Annotated in this window: 19 protein-coding genes; 12 read left to right on the forward strand and 7 right to left on the reverse strand. The window is 57.9% G+C overall.

Annotated elements, in window-relative coordinates; genetic code table 11:
- The first annotated feature begins 15 nt into the window (after positions 1 to 15).
- Together AC2FJE_RS02270 and AC2FJE_RS02275 are read left to right on the forward strand one after the other, a co-directional pair.
- Positions 16 to 696 carry a response regulator transcription factor gene (locus tag AC2FJE_RS02270; protein ID WP_282118626.1) on the forward strand — a complete coding sequence of 227 codons (681 nt, stop codon included), beginning with the start codon at positions 16 to 18 and terminating at the stop codon, positions 694 to 696.
- Positions 689 to 2059, forward strand: coding sequence for a sensor histidine kinase (locus AC2FJE_RS02275; RefSeq protein ID WP_496753775.1), 1371 nt, complete (start codon positions 689 to 691; stop codon positions 2057 to 2059). The genes AC2FJE_RS02270 and AC2FJE_RS02275 overlap by 8 nt, the downstream gene beginning before the upstream one ends.
- Here the strand turns inward: AC2FJE_RS02275 and AC2FJE_RS02280 are convergent.
- Genes AC2FJE_RS02280 through AC2FJE_RS02290 form a run of 3 tightly spaced genes read right to left on the reverse strand, consistent with a single transcriptional unit; the run spans position 2056 to position 4793 of the window.
- On the reverse strand, positions 2056 to 2523 hold the full coding sequence (locus tag AC2FJE_RS02280; RefSeq protein ID WP_496753772.1) for a CYTH domain-containing protein: 468 nt from the start codon (positions 2521 to 2523) through the stop codon (positions 2056 to 2058). The genes AC2FJE_RS02275 and AC2FJE_RS02280 overlap by 4 nt on opposite strands.
- A complete protein-coding gene (locus AC2FJE_RS02285; protein WP_496753770.1) occupies positions 2520 to 3275 on the reverse strand; it encodes a ParA family protein in 756 nt (251 codons plus the stop codon). The genes AC2FJE_RS02280 and AC2FJE_RS02285 overlap by 4 nt, the downstream gene beginning before the upstream one ends.
- Positions 3276 to 3278: 3 nt before the next feature.
- Positions 3279 to 4793 (reverse strand): CHAD domain-containing protein, encoded by a 1515-nt coding sequence (locus tag AC2FJE_RS02290; protein WP_496760570.1) that lies wholly within the window; start codon positions 4791 to 4793, stop codon positions 3279 to 3281.
- A gap of 162 nt (positions 4794 to 4955) precedes the next feature.
- Here AC2FJE_RS02290 and AC2FJE_RS02295 point away from each other — a divergent pair, with 162 nt between their 5' ends.
- Complete coding sequence (locus tag AC2FJE_RS02295; protein WP_496753766.1) at positions 4956 to 5303, forward strand: TfoX/Sxy family protein; 348 nt, start codon at positions 4956 to 4958, stop codon at positions 5301 to 5303.
- A gap of 57 nt (positions 5304 to 5360) precedes the next feature.
- On the opposite strand, the gene ndk is transcribed toward AC2FJE_RS02295, so the two are convergent.
- Complete coding sequence (gene ndk / locus AC2FJE_RS02300) at positions 5361 to 5783, reverse strand: nucleoside-diphosphate kinase (protein WP_058273797.1); 423 nt, start codon at positions 5781 to 5783, stop codon at positions 5361 to 5363.
- Positions 5784 to 5897: 114 nt separating this feature from the next.
- Positions 5898 to 7100, reverse strand: a complete 1203-nt coding sequence (locus tag AC2FJE_RS02305) for a multidrug effflux MFS transporter (protein ID WP_496753764.1) — start codon at positions 7098 to 7100, stop codon at positions 5898 to 5900.
- A gap of 108 nt (positions 7101 to 7208) precedes the next feature.
- Between AC2FJE_RS02305 and AC2FJE_RS02310 the strand changes: the two genes are divergently transcribed.
- The 8 genes from AC2FJE_RS02310 (at position 7209) to AC2FJE_RS02345 (ending at position 14544) form a co-directional block, all read left to right on the forward strand.
- Positions 7209 to 9059, forward strand: a complete 1851-nt coding sequence (locus AC2FJE_RS02310) for an ABC-F family ATP-binding cassette domain-containing protein (protein ID WP_496753762.1) — start codon at positions 7209 to 7211, stop codon at positions 9057 to 9059.
- On the forward strand, positions 9056 to 9448 hold the full coding sequence (locus AC2FJE_RS02315) for an ACT domain-containing protein (RefSeq protein WP_058273800.1): 393 nt from the start codon (positions 9056 to 9058) through the stop codon (positions 9446 to 9448). The genes AC2FJE_RS02310 and AC2FJE_RS02315 overlap by 4 nt, the downstream gene beginning before the upstream one ends.
- Positions 9445 to 10068: a MarC family protein gene (locus AC2FJE_RS02320; RefSeq protein ID WP_058273801.1), complete on the forward strand. Its 624-nt coding sequence runs from the start codon at positions 9445 to 9447 to the stop codon at positions 10066 to 10068. The genes AC2FJE_RS02315 and AC2FJE_RS02320 overlap by 4 nt, the downstream gene beginning before the upstream one ends.
- Before the next feature lie 39 nt (positions 10069 to 10107).
- Positions 10108 to 10689 (forward strand): retropepsin-like aspartic protease family protein, encoded by a 582-nt coding sequence (locus AC2FJE_RS02325; RefSeq protein WP_058273802.1) that lies wholly within the window; start codon positions 10108 to 10110, stop codon positions 10687 to 10689.
- A 60-nt stretch (positions 10690 to 10749) separates the two neighbouring features.
- The gene (locus tag AC2FJE_RS02330) at positions 10750 to 11370 is read left to right on the forward strand and encodes an ImuA family protein (RefSeq protein WP_496753760.1); all 621 of its coding nucleotides are present in this window, start codon (positions 10750 to 10752) and stop codon (positions 11368 to 11370) included.
- A gap of 62 nt (positions 11371 to 11432) precedes the next feature.
- Positions 11433 to 12647, forward strand: a complete 1215-nt coding sequence (locus AC2FJE_RS02335; RefSeq protein WP_496753758.1) for an MFS transporter — start codon at positions 11433 to 11435, stop codon at positions 12645 to 12647.
- Positions 12644 to 13240 (forward strand): YceI family protein, encoded by a 597-nt coding sequence (locus AC2FJE_RS02340; protein WP_496753756.1) that lies wholly within the window; start codon positions 12644 to 12646, stop codon positions 13238 to 13240. The genes AC2FJE_RS02335 and AC2FJE_RS02340 overlap by 4 nt, the downstream gene beginning before the upstream one ends.
- An 80-nt stretch (positions 13241 to 13320) precedes the next feature.
- A complete protein-coding gene (locus AC2FJE_RS02345; RefSeq protein WP_496753754.1) occupies positions 13321 to 14544 on the forward strand; it encodes an MFS transporter in 1224 nt (407 codons plus the stop codon).
- Positions 14545 to 14576: 32 nt separating this feature from the next.
- Here AC2FJE_RS02345 and AC2FJE_RS02350 read toward each other — a convergent pair whose 3' ends face one another.
- Complete coding sequence (locus tag AC2FJE_RS02350) at positions 14577 to 16247, reverse strand: flotillin family protein (protein ID WP_058273807.1); 1671 nt, start codon at positions 16245 to 16247, stop codon at positions 14577 to 14579.
- A 34-nt stretch (positions 16248 to 16281) separates the two neighbouring features.
- A complete protein-coding gene (locus tag AC2FJE_RS02355) occupies positions 16282 to 17037 on the reverse strand; it encodes an OB-fold-containig protein (protein WP_496760572.1) in 756 nt (251 codons plus the stop codon).
- A 217-nt stretch (positions 17038 to 17254) separates the two neighbouring features.
- On the opposite strand from AC2FJE_RS02355, the gene metG reads away from it, so the two are divergent.
- Complete coding sequence (metG, locus tag AC2FJE_RS02360; protein ID WP_282118638.1) at positions 17255 to 19000, forward strand: methionine--tRNA ligase; 1746 nt, start codon at positions 17255 to 17257, stop codon at positions 18998 to 19000.
- Positions 19001 to 19222 lie beyond the last annotated feature (222 nt).

Below are 19222 nucleotides of genomic sequence, written 5' to 3' on the forward strand. Positions count from 1 at the left end.
AAAGGAACGCAAAATATGAGCCGTCGCCTGCTGATCGTCGAAGATGACGAGGACACTCGTGAGTTCATCGCCAAGGGCTTTGGCGAGGAAGGTTATGTGGTCGAGCAGGCCGCAGACGGACGCGAGGGTCTGTACCACGCCACGGATGGTGGGTTTGACGCCATTGTGCTGGACCGGATGCTTCCAGGTCTTGATGGCCTTTCGCTAATCCGATCTTTGCGGGCGGCCGGGGTCAAGACCCCTACCCTGATGCTGACCGCGATGAGTGCGGTTGACGAACGGGTCAAGGGCTTACGTTCGGGTGCGGATGACTATCTGGTCAAACCGTTTTCGTTCCAGGAACTGCATGCCCGGATCGAAGCCCTTTTGCGACGCCCGCAGGAATCTGAGGAAACCGCGACGCTGACCTGCCGCGATCTTGAGATGGACTTGCTGACTCGCAAAGTCACTCGCGACGGGCAAGAGATTTCCCTGACCCCGCGTGAGTTCCAGATCCTTGAATTCTTTCTGCGCCGCAAGAACCGCGTTGTATCGCGGACAATGCTGCTGGAAGGTGTCTGGGATTATCATTTCGACCCGAATACCAACGTGGTCGACGTCCATATATCAAAGCTGCGCCGCCAGTTGGATGAAGGCGGCAGGCCGCCATTGATTGAAACGGTTCGAGGTGCGGGTTACATGATATCCGATGGATAACTTGCGACTTTCGTTCAATAATTCCCGCACCCGCCTCGTCCTTGCCAGCATGGTCCTCAGCACGTTTCTAACGGCAATTGTGCTGGGGCTTGTATACTTCACCGCCAATCGCAGTATCGAGGGCGAGACGCGTTCAGTGGTATCCGCCGAACTGACCGGTCTGGCCGATGAATATGAACGGCGCGGCCTATTCGGGCTGTTGCAAGCCATTGAACGCAGGATTCCAACCGCGTCCGAGCGGGATGCGCTGTATCTTTTGACCGACCGGTTCGGTGTGAAGCTGGCCGGTAACCTCAAGCACTGGCCTGCGGATGTCACGGCGGGCAGCGGTTGGGTCGATCTGGATCTTCGCCGCGCCGATAACGACCAGTTGGTGCCGATCTCGGCCGCCTCAGTTCGCCTGCCCGGTGGCGAACGCCTGTTGGTAGGTCGGGATGCCCTTGCACGGCAGCAATTCGACCGTGCACTGTTGCGCGCGGTTGGCTTGGCCCTAGCCATTGCACTGGCGCTAAGCCTTTTGACCGGTTGGCTTTTCACCCGGCTGGTGTTCACTCGCCTGTCGGAATTTGCGGGCACGGCAGAAAACATCGTGTCAGGTGATCTGTCCCGCCGCATGCCCTTGCGCGGAACCGGGGATGAGCTGGATCAAGTGGCCGGAACCTTGAACAGCATGTTGGACCGGATTGAGGAACTGATCAGCAATCTGCGCACAACCTCGAATTCAATCGCGCATGACTTGCGATCCCCCCTGTCCCGTCTGCGCCAAAGGGTCGAGTCGCTGTCTGACCCGTCCAAAAGTGATCTGGACCGCGAAGTCGACGTGGCCCGCGCTACGGCCGAGATCGACCACGTGCTGCGTGTTCTGGGGCAATTGACTGAAATCTCACGCGCCGAAGCCGGTGTCGGGCGTGAACAATTCGAACCCGTGGATCTGCAGCAACTGATTAGCGACGTCGTCGAGCTGTACGAACCAGTTGCCGCCGATCAGGGCATCTCGCTGGAGGTCGTCGGCACCGCCCACACTGTTCAGGGGCACCGCCCGCTTCTGTCTCAAGCGCTGTCAAATCTTCTGGAAAATGCCATGCGTTATGCCCCGGAAAAGACGGCAATCACGATCACCCTGTCAGAAAGCGGCCCCTACACCTGCCTGAGCGTGCGTGACCGGGGCCCTGGTGTCCCAGAAGAGGATTTACCACGCCTGCAGGTGCCGTTTGTGACGCTCGATCCCGCAAGGACCGAGCGCAACTCAGGCTTGGGTCTGGCGCTAGTGGCAGCGATTTCACACATGCATCAGGGCGCATTCGAGGCCCGCAATTGCGACCCGGGTCTTGAGGCAACAATCAAACTGGCGCGTAAGCCCTAGATTGGCACACCCTTGATCGCCATCATCTTGTTTTTATAGCGTTTATCTGCCGTCACATCTGTTCCGAACCAGTCGGGCGGCGTGTATGCCTGCGCCTCGGCCTCTGTGTCGAACTCCACCTCGACCAGCCGCAGCGGCGCGAGGTTTCCCAGAAAGATGTCCAGCTCAAACACCCGACCGTCTGGCATTTTTCCGGTATAGCGTTCTTTCTCAACCCGACGTCCTTCGGTTTCCGGCCAGAAGGTTTCGAATTGCTCGGCCGTGATCTTGGCCTCGCGTTCCACCCGCACCAAGGAGCCCGCCCCTTTGAGCGTCAAGAAGTACCCGTCATTCTTCTGCCGCAGACGCAGTTCCGTGGAATCGCTCGGTGCAGTCAGATAACCTTGGCGGACGACGACCTTATCCGCGCCGCTCAGGTCGGGCAGTTCCGCCACCAGAAACTTGCGTTCAATTTCAGTGCTCATCGCTTTGAAATAACTCCGTTTTCCATCTCATCGTACAGCTTTTGATATGCCAAGCTGGCGGCGCTGCGCGGGGCGAATTCACTGACTGGCGCACGGTTTTGCCCCATGCGTTCGATATCCGCCGCAAACGGGATTGAGCTGCGCAGGAAACGCTTGCGATAAAGGTTTCGCATCGCATCCATTGTCTCAAGGTGTAGGGTCTTGCGCTGTTGCACCATGGAAAAGAATGCCGTCAGCTTTTTCTTCGACAACTTGTTGGCATCAAAAAACCCGACCAACTGATCGAAAGACCGTTCAGACAGGGTCGTCGGGATGACCGGAACCACAATCTGATCGGCCGCTTTGAAGATGTTTTCCGACAGGGTCGAAAAGTTGGGCGGGCAATCCAGAATGATCACCTCATAATCGCTGCCCGCCGAGATCAGCGCTTTTTTCAGCCGCGACCGTGTGTTCCGCATCCGTGACAGGAAGACGTCAAAATCCCGAAAGGTCATGTTTGCTGGCAGCACGTCCAGCCCCTCGAAGTCACTGGCGCGAATGGACTTGGTAAACCGCGCGAAATCCTCAAAGAACCTTGCATCTGTCAGCTTTTTGGATGGTTTGACGCGCAGATAAAACCCGGATGCCCCTTGCGGGTCCAGATCGCACAGCAGAACTTTGTGCCCCGCTGCTGCGTAAGCACGGGCCAGATTTACCGAGGTCGCGGTTTTACCCACACCGCCCTTGTTACTGTAACAGGCAATGATCTTCACTCCTCAGCCCTCCTTTTGATGAAACAAACCGCGGAACAAGTGCCGGATGTCCGGGCTGTCGAAATGCATGAAACTTGCGATGACACGGTCACGTTCCGCCATTTGGCGCTGATCTAGAACAGAAATCACCCCGCCCACGGACAAGGCCAACTGCGCATCAGCGCGGCCTTGCTTATTGGTGTGCTGTTTCACAAAACTCAGAAGCGCCTCTTGTTGGACTGAGAAATCATTGAACAGGCCTAGATTATCCTGCAGCTTTTTCAATGGCTTGATGATCGTTTTGAATGCCTTTGCGTCGAACAAAGGCGCAAAGAACTCCATAAGATAACGCAGTTTTTTGCAGTCGATCCGCAGATTATGCACAGCTTCGTCAGGCGTGTTTGGCGTAATGCCGCGCGCCAGTATACAGGCTTTGCGATATCGCTTCCAGATCAGGGCGCGCGCGTATTCATAGGCAGGCAGATCTGCATTTGGGCCAGGCTGCAGGTTTGTCGGATCAGCGAAAAGCTCGGTCAACTTTTTCATCTGACTGTCATAGCTCTGCGTCCGAAAGCGCCGAGACAGACGTCCAAGTGCCTGGCTGCGTTCCTTTTCGAATTGCGCAAACATGGCCATGGCACCTTCATGAAGGTTCGGCGGTATCAGATTGAAGTAACTGTCTTTTTCCAACAGATAGACGTCCAAATCCCGCGCTCGGCCAGTGGGTTCCATCAGACCGGAAAACTCGCGCTTTAATGCAGCGGTTTGTTCAGGCGAGAGCACCCCCTTGAACAGGCTGATCACAGATCGCACGCGGCGCAGGGAAACGCGGTAGTCATGCAAAAATTCAGTATCGATATCATCGATCACGCCCGCTTCATTCTGGCGCGCGACCGCCAGATAGGTGCGAATGATGTCGGTGGCGACCTCGATTGATGGCTCTTGTTTACTAACGCGGATTTCGGGCTTGGCCTTGTATATGGTCGCGTCGGGAAACAACCAGTCGAACAATGGCTTAGCCTTGCTTTTGCCACCCTCCAATTTCGTCAACTTTTCACAAACAGTCTTATACGCCCGGTCATATCCGCGCATGTGTTGAACGGTTACAACTGTTACCTGCCCCTGATCCGAGGACATCAACATCATCGTGCCACGCACTTGTGTCTTTTGCAGGTCACCCAGAATGGCAAACGATCGGTGCTTGGCCCTGCCCGCCCCGACGCTCATCAACGCGCGCAACTTGGTAAAGCCCGCTAGACCCGCTTTGACGGATCCGTCAGGCAAATCCTGCACGAACTTGCCCTTACCCTTGCACTGCTGGGTTTTGGCTGTTCCGCCGCGCAACAAAAACAATGACCCATCGGTTTGGATCAATACCTTGCTAGATGCCCTGAGGGATTGGTCATGACAATCCAGAATATCAAAATTTCCAGCAGGTTCAGCGGCCTCGAACCGCAATGCCAATTCTTTCAAAGATTTAGTAAAACCCGCCTCATCGAATGTGCCCGGGATAACAAAACAGTTTTTGACCCGAGCCATTAAGAGCGTCCCTTTCACCGAGGATCCAGTACGTGATCATGAATTCATATTCCTGCGATCCGATCAACGACTAACTCCGTTGATCAACAGCAATGACCAAAACATCTGATTTTGCTCGAACAACCGAATGACTCTGTCCGGGCATTTGGCTAAGACGGGGGTATGTCTGATCCTGTTTCATCGATCCGCAATCTCGGCCCGGCATTTGAACAATCCTGCGCACGCGCAGGCATTCATTCTGCGCAGGAATTGCGCGATTTGGGAGCGGATGAAGCCTATGCGCGGCTATTGCAGGCGGGCACCCGACCGCATTTCATCGGATACTACGTGCTGGTGATGGGATTGCAGGGGCGCCCCTGGAACGACTGCAAGGGCGAGGAAAAGAAGGCGCTGCGCGAAAAGTTCGACGCGATAAAATCCAGCGTCAGCACCGCCCCCGAAACCCAGATGATTTCTGATCTGGATGCAATTGGCATACGCGTTGCACCGAAAGATCTTAAACAGGTCTGAAACGAAAAAGGCCGCACCCCCAATGGGATACGGCCCTGAACTTCGTCTGACGGCGGATTAGCCGACCAGTTCGATGCCCGAGAAGAAGTATGCGATTTCAACCGCAGCAGTTTCAGGCGCGTCCGAACCGTGGACCGAGTTTTCGCCAACCGATTCAGCGAACTCCGCGCGGATGGTGCCGGGTGCTGCGTCTGCGGGGTTGGTTGCGCCCATGACTTCGCGGTTCTTGGCAATGGCGCCTTCGCCTTCCAGAACCTGAACGATAACCGGCTCGGAGGACATGAATTCGCACAGTTCGTCATAGAACGGACGCTCGGCGTGTACGTCGTAGAACTTGCCAGCCTGAGCTTTGGTCATGTGAATGCGCTTTTGCGCAACGATGCGCAGGCCAGCGTCTTCGAACTTGGCGTTGATCTTGCCAGTCAGGTTGCGACGGGTTGCATCAGGTTTGATGATCGAGAATGTGCGTTCCAGTGCCATATCGGCCTCTCCTTACTATATGGCGCGAGGTCCGCGCCGAAATCCATCGCGCGCCGCCTAACACGGTATGTGCCTCATGAAAAGTGGAATGATTGCGCCAGTGGGTCTCGGCGATCAGATTGTGTCCGGCAAGGGCTCTGACGCGTCGATCCGGCGAACGTAAAGCACCGCAAGCAATCCGACAAAGCTGCTGGCGAACATCATGCCCAACACCAGAAAGGGCCCATTTTCAGGGCTAACAAACGCGCCGGTCATCAAGGTCAGAACTGCGCCCAACGCCACGATTAGTGCCCCGGAAAGCCCCGCGGCGCTGCCCGCCAGATTGGGTCGCACGGACATTACCCCGGCCGAGGCGTTCGCATTCGTCAGCCCGTTACCGAAGCCCACGCAAATGGCCGATCCGAAGAATACCCAGACTGAACCCAAACCTGCTGTGAACAGCAGCAACCCGCAGAAAGGGCCAATAGATGCAACGACCCGACCGATCAGGATCATCGTCGTCAGCTTCGTGTGTGCTGCGATACGCCCCGTGATGAAATTGCCCACCATGAAGCCGCCGGTAATAATTCCGATCCCCAGACCCAGCATGGCCGGGCTCAGGTCGAACCAGACCGCGGCGACCAGTGGGGCACCGGTGATAAAGCTGAAGAACCCGCCGATCGAGAATGCCGCGCACAGCGCGTAACCCCAGAACCGACGCGCGCGAAACAGGTGCGGGTATTCCTTTAACTGAGCCGAGAATGTTGCGGATCGGTTCGTATTCGTCTCACCCATATCCGCCCACAACAGCACTAGCATCCCCGCCCCCAGAACCGAGTACAAAATGAATCCTGCCCGCCAGCCGAACAGCATATCCAGTGCACCGCCCAGCATCGGGCCAAGCATCGGTGCCAAAGCCATTGCCATCGCAACATAACCCAGTTTGCTGGCGGCCTCGTTCGGGGTATAGAGATCCCGGATCGAGGCGCTGGACAGCACGGGCCCGGCCACCACCGCTGCTTGAAGCAGACGGAAGCCGAGGAATATCCAGATCGACTCGGCCAATACGCAGCCAACCGATGCCACTGTGAAAACTGCCATGCAAATCAAAAGGATCGGTCTACGGCCATATCGGTCGGACAACGGCCCCATTATCAATTGCAACACGGCGGATACCGCCAAATACCCGGCGACTGACAGGTTAATCAGGCCGTAGTCGACCTGAAACCCCTCGGCCATTCGCGCAAGCGACGGCAGGAACATGTTCAACGACAAAACCGACAACGCCGTGGCGAAGATCAAAGTGACCAAAGAAGGAGGCGTCTGAGCCGCGCGCATGATGAAAACCGTCGAGTAATGCCAACCGGATCAGCGCTAACACATTGCCTGGATATTGAACATATCAAGCTGCTGGCGGCGGCAACAAGGCTCTGCTAAGAGCGCGTCATGCTACGGATTCAAGACATAACCTACGCGGTTGAAGGCCGCCCCCTATTCGATGGGGCCAGTGCAACCATTCCCGATGGGCACAAGGTAGGCCTTGTGGGGCGGAACGGCACGGGGAAGACAACCCTGTTCCGACTGATCCGGGGCGAATTGGCGTTGGAGTCAGGCAATATCAATGTCCCGAAGCGCGCCCGGATTGGCGGAGTGGCGCAAGAGGTGCCCTCCTCGGATGTGTCGCTGATCAACACGGTTCTGGCCGCCGATACCGAGCGCAGCGCGCTGATGGACGAGGCCGACACCGCGACCGATCCCACACGTATCGCTGAAATCCAGACCCGCTTGGTAGATATCGACGCCTGGTCCGCCGAAGCGCGCGCCGCCTCGATCCTCAAAGGTCTTGGGTTTGATGATGACGACCAGTTGCGGCCCTGCTCCGATTTCTCGGGCGGCTGGCGGATGCGCGTGGCATTGGCGGCGGTGCTGTTTTCTCAGCCCGATCTGCTGTTGCTGGACGAACCGACTAACTATCTGGACCTCGAAGGTGCGCTGTGGCTGGAGAGCTATTTGGCCAAATATCCGCACACCGTCATCATCATCAGCCACGACCGCGGGTTGCTGAACCGCGCGGTGGGGTCGATCCTTCATTTGGAAGACCGCAAGCTGACCTATTACGCGGTTCCTTATGACAAATTCGCCGAACGCCGCGCTGAACGACTGGCACAGGCGGAATCCGAAAACGTGAAAGCCAAGGCCCGGATCGCCCATCTGCAGAGTTTCGTGGATCGCTTCCGTTACAAGGCATCCAAAGCAGTTCAGGCCCAGTCACGCTTGAAAATGATCGAGCGCATTCAGCTGGTTTCAACCCCTCAAGAGGCCGCTCTGCGCGCATTCTCCTTCCCAGAGCCAGAAGAGCTGTCCCCGCCGATCATTCAGATTGAAGGCGGCGTGACGGGCTATGGTGACACCGAGGTGCTGCGCCGCTTGAACCTGCGTATTGACCAGGATGACCGGATCGCGCTGCTGGGCAAGAACGGTCAGGGCAAGTCGACCCTGTCCAAGCTGCTGTCCGACCGCCTGCCTTTGATGGCTGGCAAGATGACCCGCAGCAACAAGCTGCGGATTGGTTATTTTGCGCAGCATCAGGTGGATGAGCTTTATGTGGACGAAACGCCGCTGGACCATCTGCGACGCCTGCGCCCGAACGAGGCGCCGGGCAAGTGGCGGTCACGTCTGGCGGGGTTCGGGCTGAACGCGGATCAGGCTGAAACCAAAGTTGGTCGTCTATCGGGCGGCCAGAAGGCACGCCTTTCGCTGCTGATCGCCACCATTGACGCGCCGCATATGTTGATCCTGGACGAGCCGACCAACCACCTGGATATCGAAAGCCGTGAGGCGCTGGTCGAAGCGTTGACCGCCTATTCCGGTGCGGTGGTTCTGGTCAGCCACGATATGCACTTATTGTCGCTGGTCGCGGACCATCTGTGGCTGGTCTCGGACGGAACGGTCAAACCCTTCGAGGGAGATCTCGAGACCTATCGCACCATGCTGCTGGGACGCGACAAACCGGCCAAAGAGAAACCGCAAGTGATCAAGCCCAAGCGCCCCTCGCGCGAGGCAGTGCTGAACCTGCGGGCGGACCTTCGCAAATGCGAGGACCGGATCGAGAAGCTAACGGATATGCATGATAAACTGTCGGCCAAACTGGCAGATCCTGCGCTTTACGAGGACGACAGGAAAAACGATCTTGCAACGTGGAACCGGAAATTTGCCGAAGTGGTCGAAGCCATGCAAAAAGCCGAGGCTCTTTGGGTCGTCGCCGCCGAACGCCTGGAAAAGGCCGAAACAACATGACGAAACCGGTAATCGAAACGACAGCCATGATCGCAGGCATGCGCCCTGAACTTCAGGACGCAGAATTTGCCTTTGTTGTATGGCCGCATGACAAAGCTTGGCCCGAAGGAACGCGGGCCAGTTGCATGGAGGCCGAAGGTCTGTCCCTCATCGTGCCCATCGACGCGGCACCCGCTGGCGCCATCAGTATGAAGTGCATCACCCTGCGGGTTCATTCCTCACTAGAAGGCGTTGGCTTGACTGCCGCTGTGTCCGATGCTCTTGCACAAAGTGACATTCCGGCAAACATGGTCGCGGGGTATCACCACGACCACGTCTATGTTCCAAGCAATCTGGCGGAAAAAGCTGTGGCCGTTCTGTTAGACCTCCAACAAGGTGCCGGCAAATGATCGACCTCGCCTTTTTCATCACTGCCTTCACCACCCTGTTCGTGGTGATTGACCCCTTTGGCACCGCGCCGATTTTTGTGGCTTTAACTCAGGACATGGACGCCCGCGCCCGTCGCCGGACGGCCTATCGCACCTGTGCCGTGGCCTCTGGCATACTCATTGCCTTTGCCGCCTTTGGCGAAGCGGTGCTGGGTTTTGTCGGCATCTCGATGGAGGCCTTCAAGGTCGCCGGGGGCGCGTTGTTGTTCCTTACAGCATTGGACATGCTGTTCGAACGACGCACCAAACGCCGTGAAGACCGGGTCGAGGAAGAAGAGGAACACCACGACCCGTCCGTGTTCCCGCTGGCCATTCCGCTGGTCGCCGGTCCCGGATCAATTGCGACGATTATCCTGCTGGCCGGACAGCACCCGGGCATTCTTGGCATTGTCGAGGCCTGTATCGTCATGCTGGCCGTCATGGCTGTGGTTTTGACCTTCTTCCTGTCCGGCGGCTTGATTGCGCGTTTGCTGGGCAAAACCGGCCTGAACGTATTGACGCGGCTGTTGGGGATGCTGCTGGCGGCGTTGTCGGTTCAATTCATCCTGGACGGCCTCAAGGCCTTTGGTTTTGCGTCGTAAAACCCCATATATCTTTCAGAGAATATGGTGAGGAGCGCTATGGACGGCGACAACATTGGACGTTTGGTATATCTGGCCGTGCTTGGTACGGCCGTTGTGGCGTGGTTTGTCGCACAAAACCGCCAGTCTCTGAACAAAACGCTGCAGCAGGCTTTGGCGTGGGTCTTTATCTTTATCGGTGTCATTGCCGTTGTCGGCCTGTGGGAAGACATCCGCACCACTGTTGGCCCTGCCCCGCAAATGACTGTCACCGGCCAGACCATAGAGGTTCCGCGCGCCTCCGACGGGCACTATTATCTGCCCATTGATGTGAACGGAGAACCGATCACCTTTCTGGTGGACACCGGCGCAAGCCAGATTGTCTTAAGCTCGCGGGACGCCGAACGTGTTGGCATTGATCCCGATCAGTTGAATTATTTCGGCCGGGCAAACACGGCCAATGGCGTTGTGCGGACCGCGCCTGTGCGCCTGGACACGCTGGCATTGGGGCCAATCACGGACCAGAATATCTCGGCCTGGGTAAACGAAGGGGAATTGGACAAATCCTTGCTAGGTATGGATTACCTGCATCGGTTCTCGAATATCCAGTTCGCCAATGGCCGCCTGCTTTTGTCGCGTTAAGGCATCCGTTGCCGCAATTCCACAATTGAGAACAAAGTGAGAACATGCTAGCCTGACAGCATGTCTACACATCTTCTTGGCCGCAAACCCGCACGTGAGGTGCCGGGGATAGATCTTCATCCGCAGATCAGACTGCAACTGGCCCGCGTACACGAGGCCTGCGGCCCCGCCCGGCGCAGCTTTGCCATGTGGCTGGCGGGACAGATGCAGGGGCCGGTGCTGTGGATCGCGCCCGCATGGGAGCCCGGCCAGCTTAACCCCGATGGCATGATGGCCTTTGCCGATCCCGCCCGGTTCATCTTTGTGCGCCCGACCCGGTCCGAAGACCTGCTGTGGTGCGTAGAAGAGGCCCTGCGCAGCGCGGCCATGCCTTTGGTTGTCGGTGATCTGCCGGGCGCGCCGGGGCTGACGCCAGTGCGGCGCATGCATCTGGCCGCAGAACAGGGTGGTGCGATGGGGCGGGCTCCGCTTGGGGTGCTGCTGACCCCCGGTGACGGTGGTGCACAGGGGGTGGAGACGCGCTGGCACATGGCCGCAAACCATCAGGGGGAGGCCCGGCGCTGGACCCTGACCCGCCGCCGCGCCCGCGCCCTGCCCCCGGTCAGCTGGCATGCCACGCAGACCAAACCGCGCGCCGGTCTGCACCTGCAACAGATCGCCACAGAAGACACACCCGTGTGATCACGCGCCCCTCACGGGGTTTGTGACTGGCCAAAGCACAGGCCGAGCCCTAGCGTTTCAGGATGAGCCACGCGATCCACGATAGCCGATACTCCTGGCTGCGACTTGCGATCACTTTGATCATCGCAACCGTGGCCAATGTGGGAATGTGGGCCGTCATCGTTGTGATGCCCGCCATCGAAACCCAATTCAACGCCGGACGCGCCGAGGCCGCGATGCCTTACACATTGGCCATGATCGGGTTCGCCCTTGGCAATTTTTGGATGGGGCAATTGGTGGATCGGCTGGGCGTGACCAAAGCCCTGATCGGGGCCGCAATCCTCAGCGCGACCAGCTATCTTCTGGCGACACTGGCGCCAAACATTGTGATGTTGTCCGTCGCACATCTTCTGTTGGGCCTCGGGGCATCCATCGGCTTTGGACCATTGATCGCCGACATCTCGCACTGGTTCATGAAACGGCGCGGGATCGCTGTGGGTCTGGTGGCAAGCGGAAACTACCTGTCTGGGGCTATCTGGCCGACATTGCTGTCCGGCATACTCGCGCGCGACGGTTGGCAGCAGGTCTACCTGACGCTGGCTGTCATAACGCTGCTTGTCGTCATTCCCCTATCCCTACTGTTGCGTCGACAGGTCCCGGCCGAGGCGCACAGCACCGCAGCGTCTGCCGCACAAATCAAGGCGCGCAGCGTCGGCATTTCCCCTTGGGCACTTCAATACATCCTCGGTCTGGCCGGTATATCGTGCTGTGTCGCGATGTCGATGCCTCAGGTGCATATCGTGTCCTATTGCGTCGGGCTGGGTTACGGACCCACAGTCGGCGCCGAGATGTTGTCCCTGATGCTGTTCGGAGGTGTGATCAGCCGAGTAATATCAGGCATGGTCGCCGATCAACTTGGCGGCGTCTTGACGGTTCTGATCGGCTCGGTCCTGCAATGCCTCGCGTTGTTTCTGTTCCTTCCCTATGACGGGATGGTCTCACTCTACCTGATCAGCCTGCTTTTTGGCCTGTCACAAGGCGGCATCGTTCCCGGCTATGCCCTTGTCGTGCGCGAATATATGCCCCCGCGAGAGGCCGGCGCGCGCGTGGGGTTTGTCATGATGATGACGATCATGGGCATGGCGCTGGGGGGATGGATGTCCGGCTGGATTTACGACGTGACCGGTAATTACCAACTGGCTTTCGTAAACGGCATTCTATGGAACGGCCTGAACATCGGAATTCTGCTGTTTCTGCTCAGCCGCTCGCGCGCCCACAGACAAGAGGTTTTGGCATGAGATCATTGACGCGGCGCTTTCTGATTGCGGGTCTGGCGAGCATTCCGTTGGTACGGCCAACTTATGCTGCGTTGGTCCAATATGAATTGTCTCGAGCCGGGACGTCCGTCGGGTTTTCCTTCATGCTTTCGGGGGTTGCGCAGTCAGGCACGATGCCGATCCAATCGGCAGATATTCGGGTCGACACGGATCAGTTGCAAAACAGCCGTGTCACCGTCGTGCTGAATGTAGCCGCGGCCCGCACCCGGTTGCCCTTTGCCCGCGGCCCGATGCTAAGCAAAAGCGTGCTAAACGCGCAGGAATTTCCGAGCATTACGTTCAAATCCACCCGGATACAGCTTGGCCCCACCGGCCGCATTTCCGAAGGCGCAACTATCACCGGAGACCTGACGGTGCGTGGGGTCACACGCCCGGTGACCCTGCAAGCCAATCTGTACCGCGAACCCGGAACCGAGGCTGATGACCTGAACGCATTGTCAATTCGACTGTCGGGCGCGTTGAACCGCCATAACTTCGGCGCCTCTGGCTATCCCGATCTGGTCGCCGATACCGTGTCTTTGAACATCCGGGCCGAGTTGACCCGCAAGGCCTGACACCCAAAGGACAAAAAACGACGCGCAGAGGTCGAATTATCACGCGCAACGCCCGCTGATGCGGTAATGCTGGGCGCACTATGCGCACGATCATTTCTTTTGCCGCCCTGTTTCTTTCTGTCATTCTTCTGCAGCTCTCGACGGGCGGCGTTGGTCCTTTGGATGCGATCTCGGGCATCACGCTTGGGTTCACGACCGGACAAATCGGTATGTTGGGTTCGGCGCACTTTCTTGGCTTCTTCATTGGCTGCTGGTGGGCCCCGCGCCTAATGGGCAGCGTCGGTCATTCGCGGGCCTTCGCAGTCTGCACCGCCTTGGGCGCAATGGGTCTTATTGGCCATACCTTGACCGAAAACCCGTACGTCTGGGCAGCCCTTCGGGTCGCATCTGGAACCTGTGTCGCCGGGGCCTATACGGTGATCGAAGCATGGCTGAACGCAAAAGTTACCAACGAAACGCGCGGCCGCGCCATGGGAACTTATCGCATCGCGGATATGGGCGCGTCTTTGTGCGCGCAGTTGATCATCGCGGTTCTGCCGCCTGCGTCTTACGTGTCCTACAACTTGCTGGCGATCCTTTGCTGTGCGTCCCTGTTACCGTTGACGTTGACACGCGCAAGCCAGCCAAAAACACCCGACGCCCCTCGGTTGAGACCCAAACTGGCCTGGCGCAGCTCGCCTCTGGCTGTTGCAGGAGTGATCGTTGCGGCGCTCAGCTCTGCGTCGTTTCGTATGGTTGGTCCGGTTTACGGTCAGGAAGTTGGGCTGGACGTGGACCAGATCGCATTCTTCCTGGCTTCCTTTGTTTTGGGTGGGGCACTGGCGCAGTACCCGGTTGGCTGGCTGGCCGACAAATATGACAGGCGCTGGGTGTTGATCTGGCTGTCCGTTGCTGCGGTCGTCAGCAGCGGTGTCACAATGGCGGCCAGCGGAACAGGAACGGTAGGCGTCATGCTGGCTGCCGTTTTCTTTGGCCTGACAACCTTCCCAATCTTCTCGGTCTCTTCCGCTCATGCAAACGACTTTGCAACGGCAGAAGAACGGGTCGAGCTATCCGCGGCACTGATGTTCTGGTTCGCTTTAGGTGCGATAGCCTCACCCTATATCTCATCGACATTGATTCAGCAGTTCGGACCCGGAGCCCTGTTTGCATTTGTAGCGGTCGGCCATGTTTTCCTGATCATCTTTGGCTTGGCCCGAATGCGCTCACGCCCGACGCCCGAAGAGCGGACCAACTATGTCTACGCGCCACGCACGTCGTTCACGATCGGTCGTTTGCTGAAACGGTCGCGTGAAAAGCAATAAAAAAGGGCCGGGAAAACCCCGGCCCCTTTCGATTAGTGTTCTGTCCGCGATCCTTCTTCGATCACGCCGCCTTCTTCGGCAGGTTCAACCGTCGATTCAAGCGCACCGTTGACGACACCCCCGACACCGTTTTCCATCGACAGGCCCAGTTCTTCACCCAGCTTTTTGAGCGCCGGCATCTGCACGGCCATACCCATAATCGAGTCCAGAGCCTGATTGACGACCGGCTTGTCACCGTTCGATGCGCCACCGCCATTGGTGCCACCGATTCCGCCAACCTGGTGGATCTTGATCGAGTCGATCTTCTCAGCCGGCTTGACCATTTCCGCGATGATCGACGGCATGGTTTCGATCCGCGCCAGATCAACCTTCATGCGGATCTGATCCACTGACAGCACGTTGTCTGCTTCGACGATCGCACGCTTACCTTCAGCTTCAGCCAACATGTCGTTCTTCTTGGCCTCAGCCCGAATGTTCAGAGCGTCCGCTTCGGCCTGCGCCTCTTCACGGCGGGCTTCGGCGCGGTCAGCAGCGGCCTCTTTGTCAGCTTGCGCAGCCAGTCGGATAGCCGTCGCCTGACGCTCGGCCTCACGTGTGGCTTCGATCAGTGCGATCTGCTTGATACGCTCGGCCTCGGCCACCTTCTGCGCGGTCGCCACGGCTTCGGTCGCTTTGGTCGCCTCGGCACGGGCCAGATCGGCAGACGCACGCGCGCGGCTTTCCTCTTCGGATTTCTGCGCGATGATGATCTGGCGCTCTTGCTCGGCGACTTCCAGTTCACGCTCTTTCGAGATCTCGGCTTCGCGGATTTTACGCTCACGCTCGATGTCTGCGGCGCGAATGGCTTCTTCACGGCCGATCCGTGCGCGTTCCGTTTCGCGTACCGAGTCTTCGGTCCGGGCTGCAACCTCGGCCTCTTGCGCCACGCGCAGCGTTTCGATCTGCTGCGTCTGTTCGATGCGCGCCTGCTCTTCGTCCTTTTCGATCAACAGCTTCTGACGCTGAGCTTCCATCGCTGCACGGCGCACTTCGACCTCGGCATCGGCATCAATCTGCGCACGCTCTTTCTTTGAGGTCGCAATCACTTCGGCCAATTTGCGCATACCCACAGCGTTAAAGGCGTTGTTTTCGTCCAGCGCCTCAAACGGCGTCTGGTCCAATGCAGTCAGCGAAACAGATTCCAGGGACAGACCGTTCTTTAGAAGGTCTTCGGACACCGCATTCTGCACCTCTTGCACAAAGTCAGCGCGGTTTTCGTGCAGACCGTCCATCGTCATCTGGGCCGCAACAGCGCGCAGACCGTCGATCAATTTGCCTTCGATCATTTCCCGCAACTGTTCGACGTCGAACGTCCGGTCGCCAAGGGTTTGCGCAGCACGTGCGATGCCCTCTTCTGTCGCCATGACCGAGACGTAGAACTCGACGCCCACATCGACACGCATCCGGTCTTTGGTGATCAGAGCAGCCTCGCCGCTGCGCTGAACCTCAAGACGCAGGGTTTTCATGTTGACGGGGCTGACTTCGTGCAGCAACGGCACGACGATGACGCCACCATCCATGATGACTTTCTTACCGCCAGCACCGGTTTTCACCAGGCTGATCTCTCGGGTCGCGCGGCGGTAAAGACGGCCAAGCACAAGGCCGATAAACAAAACTACTGCCAGAATGGTCACAACTGTGACGGCTAGGAATGTGAGTTCCATGCAAAATCCTCCGTGATGGGGTTAGAAATTTTGGTTATTCAGACATGCCGACCAGAACGAACCGGTCGCGCCGTCGGTCGCGCAGCACAAGCACATCGGTGCCCTGCTCAAGCGTGTCCTTGTCCTGCAACGGCTCGGCGCGCAGGTAGTGGGTATTGCCAAATCGATCCATGACGCGCACCTCGGCGGGGCGTCCGCGCGAAGCGGTACCTTGGGTGATCACGCCACGGCGACGGGCAAGCAGGCGCTCCGACATCGCCTCGGTCTCGGTCTTGGGCAGCAGACGAGCAAAGATGCCGCCAAAGCCACGTGCAAACCACAGGCCAAAGGCACCGGCGGGAATCGCGGCCATCCAAGGCGGAAGGTCAAAGCCTAACAGGTCGCGCAGCGTCAGTTGCAGGCCCATACCGGACAAACCGAAGCCTGCCAGCAGAACCACCAGCCAGATCATGAACGGTACTTTGCCGATCCCCAGCCACGCTAAAGGTCCCGCAGAGACCGCGCCTGGCGCGTCTGCCTCGATCTCGGCCAATTCGAAATCGCCCAGATCCATGTCGGCATCAATATCCAGACCGAAATCACCGACATCCAGATCAGGGGCATCCACAACATCCAGATCGACATCGCCCACGCCCGCCATAAGGCTTCCACCCAGGACCAATGCGATCAGTTCCAGCACAAGCAGGCCGAACAGAAGCGCAAGCGCCAAAGTGAAGGGTACAAATGCACCCTCAAGCAAAAAGTCGAACATCAGTTGTTTGCCCTCGTTATTGTATACTGTGGTATACATGATAGATGGGAAGTCATTGCGGAAATTCAAGAGTTTGTGATTCTAATTTACAACTCTGAGGTATTGCATGCGGTGAAGGTGGCGCAATCCTAGGCAGCAAGTCAGGCCGATTTTCCCGGCGACCCGTGCCTAAAACGACGTCCGAACCAAAGCCGGGGTTTTGCTGGCCGGTTACTTAATGTAGACGGGCGCGCAGACAGTTACGCGGAAACGGAACATGGCTCGGATTCTCATCACCTCAGCGATCCCTTACATCAACGGGATCAAGCACCTCGGTAACCTGATCGGCTCGCAATTGCCGGCTGATCTGTACGCACGCTACCTGCGTGGCCGGGGGAACGAGGTCATGTTCCTGTGCGCCACCGACGAACACGGCACACCTGCCGAGCTGGCCGCAGCGAAAGCGGGCAAGCCGGTGGCTGAATACTGCGCAGATATGTACGAGGTCCAGGCGGACATCGCCAAGCGTTTTGGTATGAGTTTCGATCATTTTGGCCGCTCGTCCAGCGAGCAAAACAAGACGCTGACCCAGCATTTCGCCGGGAAGCTGGACGATGCAGGACTGATCCGCGAAGTCAGCGAAAAACAGGTCTATTCGAACGCCGATGGCCGCTTTCTTCCTGACCGCTACATTGAAGGTACCTGCCCCAATTGCGGTTATGAACGTGCGCGGGGCGACCAGTGTGAAAACTGCACCAAACAGCTGGACCCGACCGATTTGATCGAGCCGCGCTCGGCCATATCCGGATCGACCGATCTGGAGGTACGCGAGACCAAGCACCTGTACCTGCGTCAATCTGCGATGAAAGATCAGCTGGACGCGTGGATCGACAGCAAGAAAGATTGGCCGATCCTGACCACCTCGATTGCCAAGAAGTGGCTGCATGACGGTGACGGCCTGCAAGACCGCGGCATCACCCGCGATCTGGACTGGGGTGTACCGGTCAAGAAGGGCGATCAGGACTGGCCCGGCATGGAGGGCAAAGTCTTCTACGTCTGGTTCGACGCGCCGATCGAGTATATCGCCTGCGCCAAGGAATGGGCGAATGCCAACGGCAGGACCGAGGCCGACTGGGAGCGCTGGTGGCGCACCGACAAAGGAGCGGATGATGTCCGTTATGTCCAGTTCATGGGCAAGGACAATGTGCCCTTCCACACCCTTTCCTTCCCGGCAACGATTTTGGGCACCAACACTTACAACGAAGAATCTGGGTCATCCGAACGTTGGAAGCTTGTCGACTACATCAAGTCGTTCAATTACCTGAACTACGATGGTGGTCAGTTCTCGACCAGCCAGGGCCGTGGTGTGTTCATGGATCAGGCGCTGGAAATCCTGCCGGCCGATTACTGGCGCTGGTGGTTGCTGAGCCATGCGCCCGAAAGCAGCGACAGCGAATTCACGTGGGAGAACTTCCAGCAGTCGGTGAACAAGGACCTCGCGGATGTTCTGGGTAACTTTGTCAGCCGCATTACAAAGTTTTGCCGCTCTAAGTTTGGTGAGGCAGTTCCTGAAGGTGGCGCTTATGGCGACCGCGAGCAAGCGCTGATTGATGAGCTGTCCAAACGAGTCCGCGCGTATGAAGCGCATATGGAGGCGATGGAGGTTCGCAAATCCGCGCAGGAATTGCGAGCGATCTGGGTTGCGGGCAACGAATACCTGCAGGCTGCCGCCCCGTGGTCGACCTTCAAGGAAGACCCTGAACAGGCCGCCGCTCAGGTGCGTCTGGGCCTGAATCTGATCCGCCTCTACGCCGTACTCAGCGCACCGTTCATCCCTGAAGCCTCGGCCAAGATGCTAAGCGCAATGAACACTTTGGACACCAGTTGGCCCGACGATGTTGCGGCCGCGCTGGACGCCCTGCCCGCCGGTCACGCGTTCACGGTGCCGGACGTTCTGTTCGCCAAGATCACGGACGAACAACGCGAAGACTGGCAATCCAGGTTCGCGGGGCAGCGCGACTGAGATTTTGGATCACAACACCATAGTTACGGAGGCCATTTGGCCTCCGTTTTCATTTGAAATGGGGCAAAAACCGGGTTTGGGCGCCAAAACTCCATAGGATCTTGGCGTAAGTCCGCTTGAAACCGGAATAATTTCCGGGCGCACCACCCGGCTGACGCATTCAAGAAGCTTGAGATAAAGTTCCAAAACGGCCATCCTGCCAAGAAATCAGCACGACTCGTC

It is taken from the genome of Ruegeria sp. CDSC002, assembly GCF_059610905.1.